Annotated in this window: 11 protein-coding genes and 1 pseudogene; 4 read left to right on the top strand and 8 right to left on the bottom strand. The window is 70.5% G+C overall.

The window, feature by feature from the left end:
• The first annotated feature begins 106 nt into the window (after positions 1–106).
• The gene (locus tag AMA02S_RS28110) at positions 107–3,244 is read left to right on the top strand and encodes an AfsR/SARP family transcriptional regulator (protein WP_169806905.1); all 3,138 of its coding nucleotides are present in this window, start codon (positions 107–109) and stop codon (positions 3,242–3,244) included.
• 402 nt (positions 3,245–3,646) lie between these two features.
• A complete protein-coding gene (locus AMA02S_RS28105; RefSeq protein ID WP_169806904.1) occupies positions 3,647–4,057 on the top strand; it encodes an AfsR/SARP family transcriptional regulator in 411 nt (136 codons plus the stop codon).
• On the opposite strand, the gene AMA02S_RS28100 is transcribed toward AMA02S_RS28105, so the two are convergent.
• The 4 genes from AMA02S_RS28100 to AMA02S_RS28085 all read right to left on the bottom strand — a co-directional run bounded on the left by AMA02S_RS28100 (position 4,049) and on the right by AMA02S_RS28085 (position 9,056).
• Positions 4,049–5,188: a condensation domain-containing protein gene (locus AMA02S_RS28100; RefSeq protein WP_067463694.1), complete on the bottom strand. Its 1,140-nt coding sequence runs from the start codon at positions 5,186–5,188 to the stop codon at positions 4,049–4,051. The two genes, AMA02S_RS28105 and AMA02S_RS28100, sit on opposite strands and share 9 nt — an antisense overlap.
• A gap of 266 nt (positions 5,189–5,454) precedes the next feature.
• Positions 5,455–6,282 carry an SAM-dependent methyltransferase gene (locus AMA02S_RS28095; protein WP_067463691.1) on the bottom strand — a complete coding sequence of 276 codons (828 nt, stop codon included), beginning with the start codon at positions 6,280–6,282 and terminating at the stop codon, positions 5,455–5,457.
• A 59-nt stretch (positions 6,283–6,341) separates the two neighbouring features.
• Complete coding sequence (locus AMA02S_RS28090) at positions 6,342–8,444, bottom strand: nuclease-related domain-containing DEAD/DEAH box helicase (RefSeq protein WP_067463688.1); 2,103 nt, start codon at positions 8,442–8,444, stop codon at positions 6,342–6,344.
• A 117-nt stretch (positions 8,445–8,561) separates the two neighbouring features.
• Positions 8,562–9,056, bottom strand: a complete 495-nt coding sequence (locus AMA02S_RS28085; RefSeq protein ID WP_169806903.1) for a luciferase domain-containing protein — start codon at positions 9,054–9,056, stop codon at positions 8,562–8,564.
• 262 nt (positions 9,057–9,318) lie between these two features.
• Here AMA02S_RS28085 and AMA02S_RS28080 point away from each other — a divergent pair, with 262 nt between their 5' ends.
• Complete coding sequence (locus tag AMA02S_RS28080) at positions 9,319–11,172, top strand: substrate-binding domain-containing protein (RefSeq protein WP_067463682.1); 1,854 nt, start codon at positions 9,319–9,321, stop codon at positions 11,170–11,172.
• Positions 11,173–11,248: 76 nt separating this feature from the next.
• Here AMA02S_RS28080 and AMA02S_RS28075 read toward each other — a convergent pair whose 3' ends face one another.
• Entirely contained in the window at positions 11,249–12,427 is a 1,179-nt protein-coding gene (locus AMA02S_RS28075; RefSeq protein ID WP_067463679.1) for a 4-hydroxybenzoate 3-monooxygenase, read from the bottom strand.
• A 511-nt stretch (positions 12,428–12,938) separates the two neighbouring features.
• Here AMA02S_RS28075 and AMA02S_RS28070 point away from each other — a divergent pair.
• The gene (locus tag AMA02S_RS28070) at positions 12,939–14,561 is read left to right on the top strand and encodes a carboxylesterase/lipase family protein (RefSeq protein ID WP_067464489.1); all 1,623 of its coding nucleotides are present in this window, start codon (positions 12,939–12,941) and stop codon (positions 14,559–14,561) included.
• Positions 14,562–14,675: 114 nt separating this feature from the next.
• Here the strand turns inward: AMA02S_RS28070 and AMA02S_RS40720 are convergent.
• The 3 genes and pseudogenes from AMA02S_RS40720 to AMA02S_RS28060 form a co-directional block, all read right to left on the bottom strand.
• Positions 14,676–15,065, bottom strand: a pseudogene (locus AMA02S_RS40720) (amidase family protein); the annotation flags it as partial.
• 42 nt (positions 15,066–15,107) lie between these two features.
• Positions 15,108–16,757, bottom strand: coding sequence for an amidohydrolase (locus AMA02S_RS28065; protein WP_067463675.1), 1,650 nt, complete (start codon positions 16,755–16,757; stop codon positions 15,108–15,110).
• Positions 16,758–16,815: 58 nt separating this feature from the next.
• Positions 16,816–17,355 (bottom strand): hypothetical protein, encoded by a 540-nt coding sequence (locus tag AMA02S_RS28060; RefSeq protein ID WP_067463672.1) that lies wholly within the window; start codon positions 17,353–17,355, stop codon positions 16,816–16,818.
• Between the last annotated feature and the right edge of the window lie 84 nt (positions 17,356–17,439).

The following is a 17,439-nucleotide window of genomic DNA, read 5'->3' as shown; positions in this document are numbered from 1 at the left end:
ATGGCTGCAAACGGCCGCAAGCATCGAACCGCTTGCTGGCGCAATCGCGGGCAGTGTGAGGTGGTGGACATCGCAATCCAAGATCATGGCCCGAGGGGGAGAAACGATGGAGTTCAGAATTTTGGGCCCGCTGGAGATTCGCGATGGCGGACGACTGCTGAACCCCGGACCGGCACGCCACCAAAAAGTGCTGACCGCCTTCTTGCTGTCCGCGAACCGAGTGGTACCGCTGTCTCGGCTGATCGATGTGGCGTGGGATGAGAACCCGCCCGCGACCGCCAAGAAACAGGTCCGCAACATCGTTTCCGATCTGCGGCGAATACTGAACGGCACCGGTGAGGCGGGGCTGCTGTCGGCGGGGCAGAGCGGCTACCGGCTCCGGGTCGACACCGGTGCCCTCGACGCGATCATTTTCGACGACCAGGTCACGCGCGCCCGCCGGCACGCGGCCGACCATCAGACCAAGGACGCGGTCACCGGATTTCGCGCCGCGCTCGCGCTGTGGCGCGGCTCGGCGCTCGCCGGGTTGGAGAGCCCGGCTCTGGAGCCGCAACGGGCCATGCTCGAGGAGAAGCGCCTCACCGTCCTGGAGGAGTTCGCCGACCTCGAACTCACCCTCGGCCGGCATCATCGGCTCTCCACCGAGCTCGCCCAATGGGTGCGGGAGTACCCGCTCCGGGAACGGCTCACCGGCCTCTACATGCTGGCGTTGTCGCGGGCCGGCCGCCAGGCCGACGCGCTCCTGGCGTTCCAGGAGGCTCGACGGGTGCTGGTCGACCACCTCGGGATCGAACCGGGAGCGGAACTCCAGCGCTTCCACCAGCAGATCCTCACCGGTGAAGCCGATCTCGCCGCGCTGCAGAACCCGCGCGGCGGCTCCCACCATTTCCTGCCCCGCGACATCCCCGACTTCACCGGTCGCACGACCGAGCTCGATCGTCTCTATTCGCTGCTGCCGGCGGACGGTGACGCCACGAGGGCCGTACTGATCAGCGCGATCGACGGGATGGCCGGGATCGGCAAGACCGCCCTGGCCGTCCACGCCGCCCACCACCTGACCGAGCGGTACCCGGACGCCCAGATCTTCATCGACCTCTACGCCCACACCGCCGAGCACGAGCCGCTCAGCACCGCCGCCGCGCTGGACACGTTGCTGCGGGCGGTGGAGGTCCCCCAGGAAAAGATCCCGGAAGGGGTCGAGGAACGGGCCGCGCTGTGGCGCGCCCAACTCGCCGGGCGACGGGCCCTGCTGGTGCTCGACAACGCCGCCAGTGCCGCTCAGGTGCGGCCGCTACTGCCCGGCACGCCCGACTGTCTGGTGCTGATCACCAGTCGTCGCCGGCTCGCCGATCTGGAGGCCACCCACACGCTGTCCCTCGACGTCCTGTCCCCGGAGGACGCCGCCGCGCTCTTCACCCGCATCGCGGGCGATACCCACCCCCTCGCCGACCCGCTGGCCGTCCAGGAGGTGATGCGGTTGTGCGGGTACCTGCCCCTGGCGATCCGCATCGCCGCCGCGCGGCTGCGCACCCGCCCCGTCTGGAGCCTCGCCCACCTGATCGAGCGGCTAGGGCAGAAGCGGCGGCTGACCGAGCTCGCCGTCGGCGACCGCGACATCGCCGCCGCCTTCGCCCTGTCGTACCAGCAACTCACCGGCGACCAGCAACGCCTGTTCCGGCTGTTCGGCCTCCACCCGGGGCGCGACTTCGACGCGCATACGGCGGCCGCCCTGGCGAACGTCACGCTGGACGAGGCGGACCGGCTGGTGGAACAGCTTGTCGACGTCCACCTGCTGGAGCAGACCATCGCCGACCGGTACCGCCTGCACGACCTTCTCCGGCTGCACGCCGTCCACCTCTGCGACAGCGAGGACAGCGAGGCCGAGCGGCGCGCGGCCCTGAGCCGGGTGTTCGATCACTACCGGCACACCGCCGCCCTCGCCACGAACTCCGTCGACTGCTACGACCGGCCGCCGACGCCCCACATCCCCGCCTCCTCGACCCCGGCACCGACCTTCGCCGACTCCGATCAGGGGGTGGCCTGGCTGGAGACCGAACGGCCCAATCTGGTCGCCGTCGCCACCCATGCCGCCGAACACGGCTGGCCCGCGCACGTCGCCGACCTGTCCAGCACGCTGCGGTGCTACTTCGAACACCGAGGCGGCCATGACGAAGCCCTGCGCCTGTACACCTACGCGCTGACCACCGCCCGCAACACCGGCGACCGTGACCTCGAAGGCCAGGCGCTGCACTACCTGGGGCTGTTCCATCGGCAGCGGGGACGCAACGACCAGGCTCTCGTCCACTACGAGCAGGCCCTCACGCTGACATGCGAAACCGGCAACCACACTCTGCGCGGACGCATCCTCGGCGACCTGGGTCCCACGTTGTGGCATCTGGGGCGCGGTGACGAGGCGCTCGCGCACTACGGGCAGGCGCTGACGGCGGCACGTGACACCGGTGACCTCGCACTCGAGTGCGGGGCCCTGGAGGGCCTCGGTTCCATCTGCGGACGGCAGGGACGCTACGAGCAGGCCGTTGCCCACTACGAGCAGGCCCTTACCCTGGCGCGCGACACCGGTGACCGCAGGCGCGAGCCTTTCGTGCTACGTGAGCTCGGCGGTGTCTACGGCCGGATCGGACGCGACGAGGAGGCGTTCGGTCACCTCCACCAGGCACTCGAACTGGCCCGCGCGGCCGCCAGCCGTCTCCTGGAGGCTTCCGCGCTGTACGAGCTCGGCGGCGTCTACGCGCGGCTCGGACGCTACGACGAGGCGGCCGCCCACCTCCGCCGAGCGCTCGAACTGGCGCGCACGACCGCCAACGGTCTGCTCGAAGGATCCGCGCTGTGCGAGCTCGGCAGCGTCTACGGGCAGGTCGGACGCTACGACGAGGCGACCGGCTACCTCCACCAGGCACTCGAACTGGCGCGCCGGACCGCCGACCGTCCACTGGAGGACGAAGTCCTGAACCGGTTGGGCGAGACCGCTCGCCGCACCGGCGACGCAAGCCGCGCCCTCGCCCACCATCACGAGGCATGGGTTCTCGCCGGTGAGATCGGCAACCGGTATGAGCAGGCCCGTGCCCTCGACGGACTCGCCCAGGCCCATCGCGACCTCGGCCATCAGCGGCAGGCGATCGAGCAGTGGCAGCGCGCCCTGACCGCCTACACCGAGCTCGGCGTGCCCGACGCCGCTACCGTAAGCGCGCTGTTGGACGACTTGCGATCCGGCATGGGCCAATGACCATACTTGGCTATGTGGGTTCGGCCCATGACCGCCATCAAACCGCGTAGACGAGTGGGATGAATATCGGGGTGAATGATCGTTCCGACGTCGCGCGAAAGCAGAAGGAAAGGCAAGGACGCAAGCGACTGTCCGCTCAGCTCGGGGGGCTGGTGAATGCCTGCATAATGATTGTGTCGCCGGCGCGGACCATCGCGCGAGTACCGCACAGGCCGGCGGCAAGCTCCCGGTCGGCGTCGAAGCGGGCGCCCGCCGACCCAAGAAACGCAGCCATATGCGGAGTGACCAGCTCGGCAGCGGCCTCGAAAAAAGTTGATCAAGGACGGGCTCACGATGAGGTTCTTCCTTCTAGGGGGATTGGAAGTCCAAGACATCGACGGTCGTCGCATCAGGGTGAACCGCGTGAAACACCGGCAGCTCCTCGCCCTGTTGCTGCTCCGGGCGAACCACGCGGTCTCGACGGACCAGCTTGTGGACGGCATGTGGCCGGGCGATCCCCCGTCCTCCGCTAAGGGGAACGTCAAGACCTACATTTCCGTGCTCCGTCCGCTGGTCTGCGAGGCCGGAGCCATGATCGAGACCGTTCCGCGCGGCTATCGGCTGATCGTGCCGGTCGAACTCGTGGACGTTCTGCTCTTCGAAGCGCTGGTCCAGGCCGGCTCCCGGGCCGCACAGGAGGGGGACGATCCGCGGGTCGTCCAGCATCTGGAGCGAGCCACCGCCCTGTGGCGCGGTGAGGCCCTCCAGGACGTGCTGCCCTGCGGGGGGCCGATTCACTCGCCGCCTATCTGGAGTTCCGGGCGATCATCGTGAGTGCAGCCGGCCCGGAAGCCTGGCCGACACCTCGCAGATCAGGCAATCCAGATCGCCGTCCGGGACGAGCACCTCCGTATAGGGGACGAGGTCCATGCGCTCGGCCGAGTCGACCGGCTTGTGCGGTGCACCGACGGCGAGGATGAGGTGATCGCTGATGGCCCCGACCGCGTGCGGGACCTCACCCTCGACGAGGTAGATCTGGCCCGCTTCGGTCCGGTGAACCTGTCCCCCGTAGGTGATCGTCCCGATGCCCGCGAGGACCGCGAGGACGTGGTGGCCCGGGTGGGTGTGCGGGGCGAAGCCGGCCCTGCCCGGCAGCCGGATGACGTCCGCCCCCACACTCGGGAACGAGAGCCGCACCCCGTCGACGGTGTTCTCCATCCCGGCCCCGATCTGCTGCGGCCGAAACTGCAAGTACATGGCCCGGAAATGCCGTTCCCGGTAAATGCGCTTCACCTCGTCTTCGCGCGCCGACAATTCCGAGACCCTGATGTCCTGATGCATGTGCGTGACCCACGCGTCGGTCGCGACCGCGGACAGCGCCGCCCGCCGGCTCGGCGCACCGACGTGCCGGCGGAAAACGATGTCGGAGATCAGCAGACCCACCGTGTCCTGAAATTCGCCGCCACCCCGCCCGTGCACGATGCACATCGTGGTCACGTCGGGTTCTCCGGTCAGGCCGGCGACCGTTTCCTCGAACGCGGCGAGCGTCGCGTGGAAGAGGGAACAGCGCTGCTGCGCGCAGATCTCCTCAAGCAGACGGCGGGTCTCACCGTCGACCTGCCCGCGCACGAAGACCATCCGCTCGCCGGACGTGCCGCCCCGTGGCGGCCGTTCGAACGGCGACGGTTCGACGCCGTGCAGCTTCCGCGCCCAGAAGGCCGCCGCACGCGCGCCGGGCCCGCCCTCCCGCCACGTACGCTCGTCGTCGCAGACGGACCGGCGCTGCCTGAGGTGGTCGGCGAACTGGCGAGCCTCCGGCAGGACCGGCCGCTCGCCCTTGACCAGCGCCGCATAGGCGGTGAGCAGATCTCTGGTGACGATCCCGATGGACGCGAAGTCCGCGACCGCATGGGGCAGCGCCACATGGACGGCCAGCCGCTGCGGCGACTCCACCACGGCCGACACCCGGAAGACGGGCAGTACGGCCGGATCGACTGCCGGTCCACATCGAGATCCACCGTGGTGCGCGTCGCCTCATGCGCGCGGCACACGAACTGCGCCGCGGCCGTCAGGACTTCCAGATCATAGGGCCCGTCCATGATCACGGTGGCGTCCGTGATAATCGTCGGGCCGGTCACCGAGAATTGGACCGCAGAGATCGGTGGGCCCGCCTCACCCTTATCATCTGCCGGGCGTTCTTCAGTCACATGACTCAGAATATATAAATGACGCTACGGCTTGCGGGCGGCGGCGGCATACATGTTCGTAGCGGTGTCGGCGAGGGGCTCGTCGCCCGGTGCGGGGTGCCAGCGCGGCATCGGCACGACGCCCGGGTCGAGGACTTCCAGCCCGGTGAGGAGTCGCTCGACCTCGGCGCGATCGCGAAGATACATGGGAATGCCGCGGCGGGTGTACTCATTGGCCAGGCGACGCGACTCGGGGGCGAGGTCACCGGTGGGAATCGTGATGGCGAGGTAGCTGCCGGACGCGAGGGGTTCGACGATCGCTTCCATGAGACTCTGGGCGTCCTCGACGAACTGGAGCACCGCGATCAGGGTCACCGCCACCGGCCGGGAAAGGTCGAGGACGTCGTCGAGCACGGGGTCGCCGAGAAGCGACTCCGGGGAGCGCATGTCGGCCTGGATGTAGGCGGTGCGTCCCTCGGGGGTGCTGGTCAGCAGCGCACGCGCGTGCGCGAGGACGATCGGGTCGTTGTCGACATAGATCACCCGGGCGTCGGGCGCCGTCCGCTGGACGACCTCATGCAGGTTCGGTGAGGACGGAATACCGGTTCCGACATCGATGAACTGCCGTATCCCGAGGCTCGTGAGGTAACGGGCCATCCGGTGCATGCACGCCCGGTTCGCGAGCATCGAGGTGCGCAGTCCCGGCCAGTCCGCCAGTACCGTCGCCGCCGTTTCCCGGTCGGCGAGATAGTTGTCCTTGCCGCCCATGATGTAGTCGTACACCCGCGCCGAGTGCGGCCGGTCGGTCTGCAGGTCGATCTGGTCGAGCGGGTTCTGCGGATCGGGGCGTGTTCCCTGCGGGGCGTCCGACATCTGCGGTCCTGCCTTTCGCTCACGGGTCCCGTGAACCGCTGCCCCCGGCTCGCGTCCCCTCAGCGGAGCACTATAGCTTCGCGCCGTAAAGGAGCGGAGCCGAGCCAGAGCAGGTCCCGGGCGCGGGTCATGGCGACGAACAATTGCCGGCGCGCCAGTTCTTTGCGTTCGCGATCGGCGGCGTCCGACAGTGCGCTGTCGGAGAGGTCGAGGTCGTGGTGGGGCAGGAAGACGTGCTTGAACTCCAGCCCCTTGGCGCGGCGATAGGTTCCGAGCTTGACCGCGTCGACCGGCCGGCCGTCGTAGTTCTCCAACCGGAGGACGGGGATGCCGGCGCGGGTGAGGAGCCGGTGATACTGCTCGGTCTCCCGGCGTGAGCGGCACAGGACCACCGAGTCGGCCCACGCGGTGGAACCGTTCTCCGGCAGTGTTCTGAGCGCCTCGACGAGCCGGCGGTCGTGCTCCTCGTCGTTCGCGGCGTCGACCCGGAGGATCCGTCCCTCGTGATAGGTGAGGTCGATGGTACGGCGGCCGTTCGGGCTGGGCCCGTCCAGATCCTCGAAAGGGTCGCCGGAAACGAGCTCCATCGCCGTCTCCAGAATCCGCGCGGCATTCCGGTAATTGGTGCGCAGCACGGCTCCCCGGCCCTTGACGGCGATTCCGGCGTCGGCGAGCCGGAAACCGCCGGGATACACCGCCTGCTGTCCGTCGCCGATGAGCAGGAGCCCGTTCGGGCCGTCCCCCGCCAGGGCGTGCAGCAGTTTGACGCCGGTGAGCGTGAGGTCCTGGACCTCGTCCACGATCACGGCCGCATAGGGCGGGTCGGCGGGTCGCTCACCCAGTTCCTTCAGTGCCGCCAGGAGGACGTCATTGAAGTCTCCGACGCCGCGTTCGGTGCGGAGCAGTTCGTATTCCTCGTAGAGCAGCCAGGCGGCCTCGCGGTGTGCCGCCTGAAGCGCCGTCCGGCGGCCATGGCGGGGAACGGTGCGGTATTCCTCCAGTGAGGTGAGGCCGCGGCCCTTGATGACGTGGTCGATCTCTTCGCGCCAGTAGCCCGGTCGGGGATCGATCTCGACGAGCGCGCTGTCGCGGCCGGCGGTCATCCACGCACGGGAGAAGGCGTCGTCGGCGCGTGTCGCGCTCAACTGGACGTCGACGCCGCGGTCGGCCAGGAACGCCGTCGCCCAGCCGTGCAGGCTGGAGAATTCCACGCGGTCGGCGAAGGTGGCGGCCATCGTGCCGAAGAGCTGCTTCTGCACGCGCGGCAGGTTGTTGACGAAGGTGACATAGAGGATCCGGCCGGAGGCCCGCGCGGCCAGGTGCGCCGCGCGGTGCAGTCCGACGACGGTCTTCCCGGTTCCGGCGGGACCGCTGATGCGCGCCGGCCCGTTCCAGTCACGGCGTGCGATGGAGACCTGGTCGGGATGCAGGAACGTCATCCACCGTTCGATGGGCGCGTGCATCAGTGAATCCAGAGCCGCTTTCTCGACGTCCTCGGTGGGGAAGAGTGCGTCCTCCTCTCCCCCCACCGGCTCCTCTTCCGGTCTCGGGGCACCGGTGTCGCGGCCGTCGAGCGCGGTGGACTCGTAGGCCGGGAACGCGTCGGCCAGATGTGTGGTGACGGCCCGCACCAGGGCCGGGGTCAGCCGCTTCGGTTCGGCGACCAGCGCTTGGACGAGATCGGGGTGGCCGAGCAGGCGGATCCTGCCGAGGCATGTGTCGAGACGGTGCCCGGCGAACACCATGAGCGGGCGCAGCGCGACCGGCGACATGCCCAGCGCGGCGGCCTTCTCGTCCGCCGACCGTGTCATCGCCAGCAGCTTGTCGACCTCCCCGTCGCGGCGTTCTCCCGCGGCCGTCAGGTGGCCGTCCTCGACGAGCGGCGGGTCACGCCAGCGTTTGACGTCGATGACGAAGACGCCGCCGGGCCCGATGAGGATCATGTCGATGTTCGCACGCGTGCCGGGCCACCGGCGATCCACGAGTAGGTGCCAGCCGACCGCAGTCAGGCCGATGAGCGTGGCCGCGACCAGTCGTTCCGCCTCCGAGCCCGCTTCGAACCGTCCGGCCAGCCGGTACGCCTCGCGTGAGCGGCGTGCCAGTTCGAGCGCCTTCTCGCGGGCCTGCCGTCCCCGCTCCCCTGCCGAACCGCCTGCCGCCATCGCTTCGTCCTCGTCCTCGCCAGGAAACCACGCCCTTCAACAACTAGCAGCGATCACTGCCGATCAGTAGTCCCGTGGCGGTTTCGTCGCCGCGACGTGAGAACGGCGACGAGCGGGTCAGCGACCGAGGAGGAAGGCGGCTCTGGCGGCGGTCTGCTGTGCGATGGTGGCGATCAGCGGACGTGCGGGATGGTCCGGGCCGGGCGCTCCCGAGGCCCGTCCGGGATTCGGGGTCGCGTGCGGGCAGTCCGCCGTCGGACGGCGGGACGGCCAGTTGACGGGGTCGTTCGCCTGAATGGCCAGGCTGACCAAGGATTGCAGCAGGAAGAGGTCGCCATCGGTGTCCAGGTAGACCTGGACCCAGCCGATGTCGGGGAAGAATTCGATACGGCCGGACGTGCTGAGGGTCGCGGTGAGACGGCAGATGACGTCCTGCGTGAGGAATACTTCGGCCACGTCGCCCTGATGGAAGTGGACGATCTGTAGGCCGGGTAGGGCCAGGGCACGGCCGGGCGGGCAGGCTGCCCGGCATGCCTTCAGCGGCCAATTTCGGAATCGGTCGATCGCAAGGTCAGCGTAAGAAACGGAGCGGCGGCTGCGTCCTCGGCTCATGGTCCCCAGCGTGGTGGAATCCCGGCTCGCGTGATCGGTCGGCGGGTGTCCTGGTCGCCTCCGGCGCTTCCTGGTGCCTTCCAGGAAGGTTCGGGGCGTTCCTGGAAGCGTCCTGGACGGGACGGCCGATCGTACAGATGGGCACTAGAACACGAACTTTCGACCAACTCGCGGAGGTCGCACCGGTTCCGCCCCCATGCTGGATCGTCCCCCCAGGGTAGGCGCCCGGACGGGGGGATACGGGAGACGGACGGAGCGGGCGTTGAACTCCTATCTCGGCCGGATGGCGGAATTCACCCGTGAGCTGGCCGTTCATCTGGGCGGGGACGAGCCGGCCGTGCTGGCGAAGCGCACGGGCTTGCGGGAGGTGACCGTCCGGGCGTTACTGGCCGGGGACGGGGAACTGCTGTCCTGGGAGGTCGTCAGCGCGTGCCTGGCCGCGGCGGGTGTCGGCGGCGGCGAGTCGGCGGCGGTGCGCGAGCGGTGGGTGGCGGCCGAGCAGGCGCTGTGGGACGAGCGGGGCGGCGACCTGTGCGCGGCGTTCGAGCGGAACAGGAACGGCAAGCCCACGAAGATAGTCGAGACCTACCAGGCGAAGGTGCCGTGGCGGCGGCTGACCTCGCGCCATCCCGTGACGTTCGAACCATGGACCCTGCCGGGGTTCGCGGCCGAGCGCGAACTCCCCGACCCGTCGGCGGCGGCCGATATCCGGGACTTCTACCGCCTGCTGGCCAAGCTGAAGGGCTGGGCGGGCTCGCCCCGGCAGTCGGAGATCGAGAGGCGTTCGTGGGGCACGCTGCCCGACGCCACGATCAGCGCGATGCTCCAGAAGGACCGCTGGCGGACGACCAGTGACCGGGAGCGCGTCAGAGTCGGCTACTTCGCGGTGGCCTGCGGGCTGCCCGAGGCTGAGGTCACGCGTTGGGTCGAGGCGTACGAGCGGCTCCGGCACGTCGCCCCGCCCGACGACCTGGCCCAGGCCCGCGCCGAGGCGGCCAAGCTGCGGCTGCGGCTCGCCGACTCCGCGGCCGAGGTGGAGGATCTGCGCGAGCGCCTGGCGGCGGCCGAGAGCCGGGAGCCCGCGGAACCGCCGATGCCCGCGGCCGCTCCGCCAACGGGGAAACAGTGGAAACCGCGCGGCCGGCGGGGGACGGCGGCGGCGATCGCCGTGCTGCTGTTCGCCGGCGGCGTCGGAGTGGGCAGGGTCGCCGGCGGTGACGGCGCCTCGGCGGGCGACCCCTCGTGCTTCCACGGCAGGCTCCGCCTCATCGGCTCCACCGCGTTCGAGCGGACGGCCAACGCCATCCGGCGGGGCTATGAGTCCCGCTGCAAGGGCGCGACCATCGAGGTGCTGCCCATCGGCTCCAACGAGGGGGTCCGGGCTCTCACCCTCGGTAACGCGGCCTCGACGATCGCGATGCACGACGGCCACCTCGCGGCCGACTCGGACGAGATCAGGCTCCGGGGTTTCCGGGGTTTCCCGATCGCGCTGACGGCGTTCGCCGTCGTCGTCCACAAGGACACGAAGCTCACCGGGCTGACCGTCCAGCAACTGCGCACCATCTACTCCCAGAAGGGAGCGCCCACGAACTGGAACCAGTTCCGGGGCGGCGCCGACGTGCCGATCCGGATGGTCAGCCGGACCGAGGGCTCGGGCACCCGGACGATCTTCGAGGAGCAGGTGCTCAACGAGCCCGAGCCGGAGCTGTCGTCGCGGGACTGCCAGCGCAAGGACGCGATCCGCGCCGCCGCCCGCATCGTCCGCTGCGAGCGCAGCAGCCAGGCGCAGGTGCTCGGCACGGTCGACCAGACCCCCGGTGCGATCGGCTACGCCGAACTGCACGCCGCGACGAACCTCCGACGCTATCCGAACCTGCGCATCCTCACGCTCGACGGGAGGAGGGCGGGAATCTCCTCGGTGGAGAACCGCTACCCGTTCGTCGCTCCCGAGATCTTCTACACCTACGGGCTGCCCCCGAACCACAGCCCGGCCGCGGCGTTCCTCACCTATGTGGTCGGCGATTCGGCGAGGAGGCTGCTGGAACAGGCGGGGTTCATCCCCTGCCTGTCCGCGGCCTCGCTGCTCTCCCCGCCCTGCCAGGCCAGGTCGGCCTGACCTGCCGTGCGGGGGATGCGGGCCGTGCGGGCCGTGCGGGCCGGGATCGTCGACGGTTGCCGGACCTCCCGCGGGTTCAGCCGCCCGCCATCAGGTCGGCGAACGCACGGGCCGCGGGTTCGGAGGTGAACAGCCGGTCCAGACGGGCCCGCGCGAGCCCGCGGCGGAACGTACCGGCCAGCGTGGCGTCCCCCGCCTCGTGGACCATCTCCGTCATCCAGCAGGAGTACTCCTGGTAGTTCCACACCCGTTCGAGGCAGGTCGCGGAGTAGGCGTCGAGCGGCTCGCCGTCGCCGTCGCGTAGGGTCGCGCGCAGCGCCCGGGCGAGCACGTCCGCGTCCCCGATCGCGAGGTTCATCCCCTTGCCCCCCATCGGGGTGACGATGTGCGCGGCGTCGCCGGCCAGCAGGAGCCTGCCGTACCGCATCGGGTCGACGACGAAGCTGCGCATCTCCACGATGGCCTTCTCGGTGATCGGGCCGGCGGGCAGGTCCTCGTCGCCGAGGCGGAGCCGCAACTGGGCCCAGATCCGCTCGTCGCTCCAGTCGTCCAACGTGTCGTCCGGCGCGCATTCGAGGTAGAAGCGGCTGGCCTTCGGACCGCGCGGGAACTGCGCCGCGAACCCGTGCGAGGTGATCGCGAAGAGCGGGTTGCGGGGCGGCGGGACGTCCGCGAGGACGGTCAACCAGCCGATCCCGTGGTCGTAGGAGTAGGTGGTCAGGGCGTCGGCGGACACCGAGGCGCGGCTGACTCCGTGGTGGCCGTCGCATCCCGCGACGTACGCGCAGGCGATCTCGTGGACGGCCCCGTCCGCGTCCCGGTAGGTGACCCTCGGCTCATCGCCGTCGAGGTCGTGCGGGGTCACCTCCGCGGCGTCGAAGCGCAGGTCTCCCCCGCCCTCCAGGAACGTGGCGATGAGACGTCCGACCAGCACCTGCTGCGGGACGATCCGGCCCGTCCGGCCGTCCGACAGCGCGGGAACGTCGAGAAAGCGCGGCCGTCCGTCCACGCGGATCTCCAGGGTGCTGTCACCGGGCATGCCGGCCAGGACTTCGGCGAGCCCCGCCTCCTCGAAGATGCGCGTCCCGGCGTGGTCGAGCACACCGGCGCGCTGCCGCCGTTGCACGTACGATCGGCTCTGCCGCTCCAGGACCACGCACTGCACTCCGGCGCGCCGCAGCAGGTTGGCCAAGGTCAGCCCGGCCGGGCCCGCTCCGATGACGACGACCTCGCTGCTCTCGCGCACGCTCGGCATGGACGGTCTCCTCCGCTTCGACGACCCGACATCGGTCCCGCGTGCCGCGTACGCGACTCCCCCGGCCAGAGCCGTCCCGGACACCCACCTGATGATGCGACACGCCGCGGTCCTCCACCAGGTAGCAACCGACAAAGATCGTCAACAGCCCGCCACCGGGACGGCCCGAATCCGGGGGCGGGGACCGGCGGCGTGCGCGCTCGCACAATTAGACTGCGAAGTTAATGGGTAGAGGAAGCGGACGGGCGCGTAATGACCGGCGCTCCCTAAACGCACAGGCGAACCCTCTGATGCCTACCGGTTCGCACCGTCGCCATGCCAGTGAGTAGTCGGGACGCGCCTTACTGTATACCTGTATCGGCGCTGTGCACGGGGCCATTCCGGCCGCCCAGAGGTTGACACGGAAACATACGCGCGCAAATTATTCATTCAATATTTCAACCGTCCTGGCGGTAATGCAATGATCGGGGCAGCCAGACATATCCACATGGTGTCGACCCGGAGGACCACGATGAGGTCCAGTACCGCCCTGAAGTTGATTTTGTCCATCGCCGTCGCCGCCACCGGAATGACGGCGGCGCGCGCGGCGACGGCGGCGCCCACGGCCGCCGCGCCGGCATGCTCGGACGGCACCCTCGTGCAGACCGACAGCGGGCCGGTCTGCGGGACCACCGGCGACAACATCACGAACTGGCTGGGGATCCCGTACGCCGCCCCGCCGGTCGCGGGCCTGCGGTGGAAGCCGCCGGCACGGCATCCCGGCTGGACCTCGCCGCTCCAGGCGACCGAGCCGGGCAGCGCCTGCCCGCAGCCGGGCGACTTCAGGCCCGGCTCCACCAACGAGGACTGTCTGAAGGTGAACGTCCGCGTACCCGCCGGCGCCGGGGGCAAGACGCTGCCGGTCATGGTGCAGCTGCACGGCGGCGGGTTCCGGCTCGGGACGGCCTCCGACGGCACCCGTCTCGCCAAGGCCGGACAGGTCATCCACGTGGAGGTCGGATACCGGCTGGGCATCGTGGGCTTCCTGTCCCACGAGTCCCTCGGCGTGAACGCCGGAAACTACGGGCTCCAGGACCAGCAGGCCGCGCTCGGCTGGGTCCAGCGCAACATCGCCCGGTTCGGCGGCGACCCACGTAACGTCACCATCTTCGGCCCGTCCGCCGGGGGGTCCAGCGTGTGCGCCAATATGGCGTCCCCCACCGCACGCGGGCTGTTCCAGAAGGGGATCATCGAGAGCGGCGAGTACAGCTCGCTGCGCGGCGTCAACACGACATGGCAGGCGCAGGACTGCGCGACCACACTGCCCTCGCAGTCCGAGGCGCAACGCGCGGGAGCCCGCTTCGCCGCGGCGGTCGGGTGCGCCGGGTCGGCGGACGTCGCCGCCTGCCTGCGCAACGTGCCGGTGCAGACCCTGCTGGACAAGGCGGGCAACGGGCTCGGGCCGGACAACGGCACGATCGCGCCCATCGTCGACGGTAAGACCCTGACCATGTCGCCGGGCGAGGCGTTCGCCACCGGCAAGTTCAACAAGGTCTCGGTCATCCACGGTGTGGCGAGGGACGAGACGCAGACGCTCCCGGCCGAGACGCCGGCGGCGTACGAGGAACTGGTCCGCCGCCAGTACGGGACGCACGCGCCCGAGGTCTTCAAGCGCTACCCGCTGGTCCGCTTCCCCGAGCCCGCGGCCTATATCGCCTCACGGACCATCCTCGCCGACGCCAACTCCGTCTGCCCGGCGCTGCTCAACGACCGCCGGCTGGCCAAGCACGTTCCGGTCTTCGCCTACCAGTTCGACGACACGAACCCGCCGCCGCTGCCCTTCATCGACTCGACGAAGCCGGCCGGCGCCTTCCATGTCGGCGAGTTCAGCTACCTGTTCCACGGCACCTTCCCGGGCCACACCACGCTGAATCCCAACCAGAAGCCGTTCCTGGAGCAGCTCACCGCGCAATGGTCGGGTTTCGCCCGCACCGGTGACCCCACCGTGAACGGCACCCCGCGATGGACCCGGTTCTCGTCCGACGACGAGAATCTGATGTCGTTGCAGTCCGCCGGCGACAGCCGGATGAACTTCGACGTTTCCCGGCAGCACAACTGCGACTTCTGGAACCGGCTCGCACCCTTCACCCGATAGGCCCGGACACCCGGTAGGCCCGGGCAGGGGGTGTGAGGGCCGGATCCGCGGCCTCACACCCCCTGCGGGCGTCCCAGGGCCTCGACGGCGGCCGGCCCCGCTGAGCAGCGCGTCCACCACCACGGCGACATCGGCGACGGTGCGCCCGATCGTCCCGGCATGGTCCAGCGACCAGGCGAGCGGGATGATCCCGTCCGTCGGCAGGAGGCCGTAGGTCGGTTTGAGGCCGACGACCGCGCAGCAGGCGGCGGGGATCCGGACGCTGCCGCCGGTGTCGGTGCCGATCGCCGCGAAGCACATCCCGGCCCGCACCGCGGCCGCCGAACCGCCGCTGGAGCCGCCCGCGGTGCGCGTCTCGTCGAAGGGGTTCCGCGCCGGGCCCAGCGTGGTGAGGGCGAACTCGTCCTGGGTCGTCGAGGCGACGATGACCGCGCCGGCCCGCCGCAACGCGGCCACGACGGAGGCGTCGGCGGTGGCGACGGCGCCTTCCAGGACCCGCGAGGCCCGCGAGGTCGGTCATGCTCCATCACGTCAGGCGGGATCACGTCAGGCGGGATCGCCCCAGACGGGGCGTCCGCCGACCCAGGTGCTCGTGACGGGGATCTCGGCCAGGCCCTCGGGGTCGGCACGCAGCGGGTCCTCGGCCAGCACCGTGAAGTCGGCCAGGAACCCGGGAGCGATGCGCCCCTTGAACCGTTCCTCGCCGGATGCGACGGCGGACCCGACCGTGTACACCTCCAGCGCCTCGTAGGGGGTCAGCCGCTCCGCCTCGCCCAGCACGGCACCGTCCAGGCTCCGGCGGGTGGTCATCGACTGGAGCGCGAACAGCGGTTCCGGCGGCCCGCAGGGGTGGTCGGACGAGCCCGCCACGGTGATCCCCGCGTCCCGGAACGTGCGGTGCGGGCTGATCCGGGCAGCGCGCTCGGAACCGTAGTGGTCGAGCAGGTTGTGCCCGTGGTAGCGGACGAAAGCACCGAACGGCACCGGCACCACGCCGAGTGCGCGGATGCGTTCCACCAGGCGCGCGTCCACCACCGAGCAGTGCTCGATGCGGTGCGCCTGCCCGGGACGCGCGGGCACCGCGGCGGCGGCCTCCTCCATCGCGTCCAGGACCTTGCCGATGGCCAGGTCGCCGTTCGCGTGCACGGCCAGCCTGCCGCCGGCGGCGTGCACCCGGTGGACGACGTCGGCGATCTCCTCGTCCGGCATGACCTGGATGCCGCCGGTCGGCTCGCCCTGGGCGCCACGGTAGGGGCGCGAGCACAGGCAGGTGCCGCCGGAGACCGCGCCATCGGTCATCATCTTGACCCCGGTGAAACGCAGCCACTCGTCGCCGAAGCCGGTGCGCAGGCCGAGCCGCGGCGCGGCGTCGAAGAACTCGTACCACAGGAGCATCCCGATGCGGGCGGTGAGCGCATCGAGGTCGCGGGCGCACTGGTACAGCTCCCAGTCGGCGGGGTGGACCATGGCGTCGCAGATCGAGGTGACGCCCGCGGCGTTCAGCCGCCCCACGACCCGGCGCAGCGACTCCACGCGCGCCTCGATCGTCGGCGCCGGGACGAGCGCGGGGCGCGCGCCGTGCCCGAGGAAGCCCTCCATCCAGGCGCGCTCCCAGACCACGCCGGTCAGCCGTCCGCCGTCGCGCACCAGTTCGCCGCCGACGGGGTCGGGCGTGTTCTCGTCGTAGCCGGCGGCGGCGAGGGCGGCGGAGTTGGCCACCGCACCGTGGTAGGAGTAGTGGATGATCAGCACCGGGTGGCGGGCGGAGACCCGGTCGAGCAGGGCACGGTCGACCGCGCCGCCGTCCTCGGTGCGGGACACGTCGAAGTTGTGCCCGACGACCCAGGCGCCGTCCGGCGTGCGGGCGGCGCGCTCGGCCAGCGCCCGCCGCACCTCCTCGGCAGTGCGGGTCACGGTGGGCGCCAGGTCGACGTAGAGTCCGCCGTCGGCCAGCAGCGACGGGTGGGCGTGCGCGTCGTTGAAGCCCGGCACGACCACGTCCTGCCCGAGGTCGATCACGTCCGCCCCGGAGAAGCGGTCGAGCAGGTCGGGTGCGTCGCCCACCGCGATCACACGCTCGCCCAGCGTCGCGAAGGCGTCGGCGGTCTCGCTCGCCTCGGACGCGTGGCCGTCCATGGTGACGACGCGACGCGCCCGCACGACCCGCGGCCGGTGCGCCCCCTCCTCCCGGGTCATACGAGACCCGCCGAGTCGAGCAGCTTGAGCGCGGGAATCCCCAGCGCGCTGATGACGGTCATCGACATGACGCTCCCTCTGAACGGGTGGAAGTCGGCGGGCAGCCGGACGGCGATGGCCCGCGCCAGCAGCGGTCCGACGGCGGCTCCGGCGGTGGGGTGGGCATCCAGGGAAGGTGGCGGGCGATGAGGAAGGCCAGCAGCGTCCCGAGCGCGCCCGCCGTCAGCGCGATCCGCGCCCCGCCGCCGGCCGCGAGCAGCAGCCAGGGCCACAGCCCGGTGCCGTAGGCGATGTCGAATCCCCGGGCCCGCCACCGGCGGCGCGCCGCCAGGTGCGCGACCGCCGCGGCCGCGAGCAGCCCGGCCCCCGCGGGCCACGCCGTGAAGAACTGCGCCTCGGTGGTGTCACTGAGTATCCAGTCGAGCCAGGGGGCGACCCCCCGCCCGCTCGGCGTGGCCGCCGCCGGCCCGAGCGCGGACAGGTGGTCCTCGGCCGCGGTCATCGCCAGGTTGAGCAGCACGGCACCCGCGCACAGCAGCAGCACCTGCGGGATCGGGCTCGACCTTCGTGATGTGGCGACCTGCGTCGTGACCGCCATGGACCTCCCTTCACGACCCCGTGACCTGTGGTTGTCCATCAGAGGGGTGACTTAGGAGTCTGCGCAGGAGTGACCGTCGCCACA

The organism is Actinomadura macra NBRC 14102 (assembly GCF_001552215.1).
GTDB lineage: Bacteria > Actinomycetota > Actinomycetes > Streptosporangiales > Streptosporangiaceae > Spirillospora > Spirillospora macra.
The sequence above is the reverse complement of the archived record's forward strand: the minus strand, read 5'-3'. Positions and strand labels throughout refer to the sequence as shown.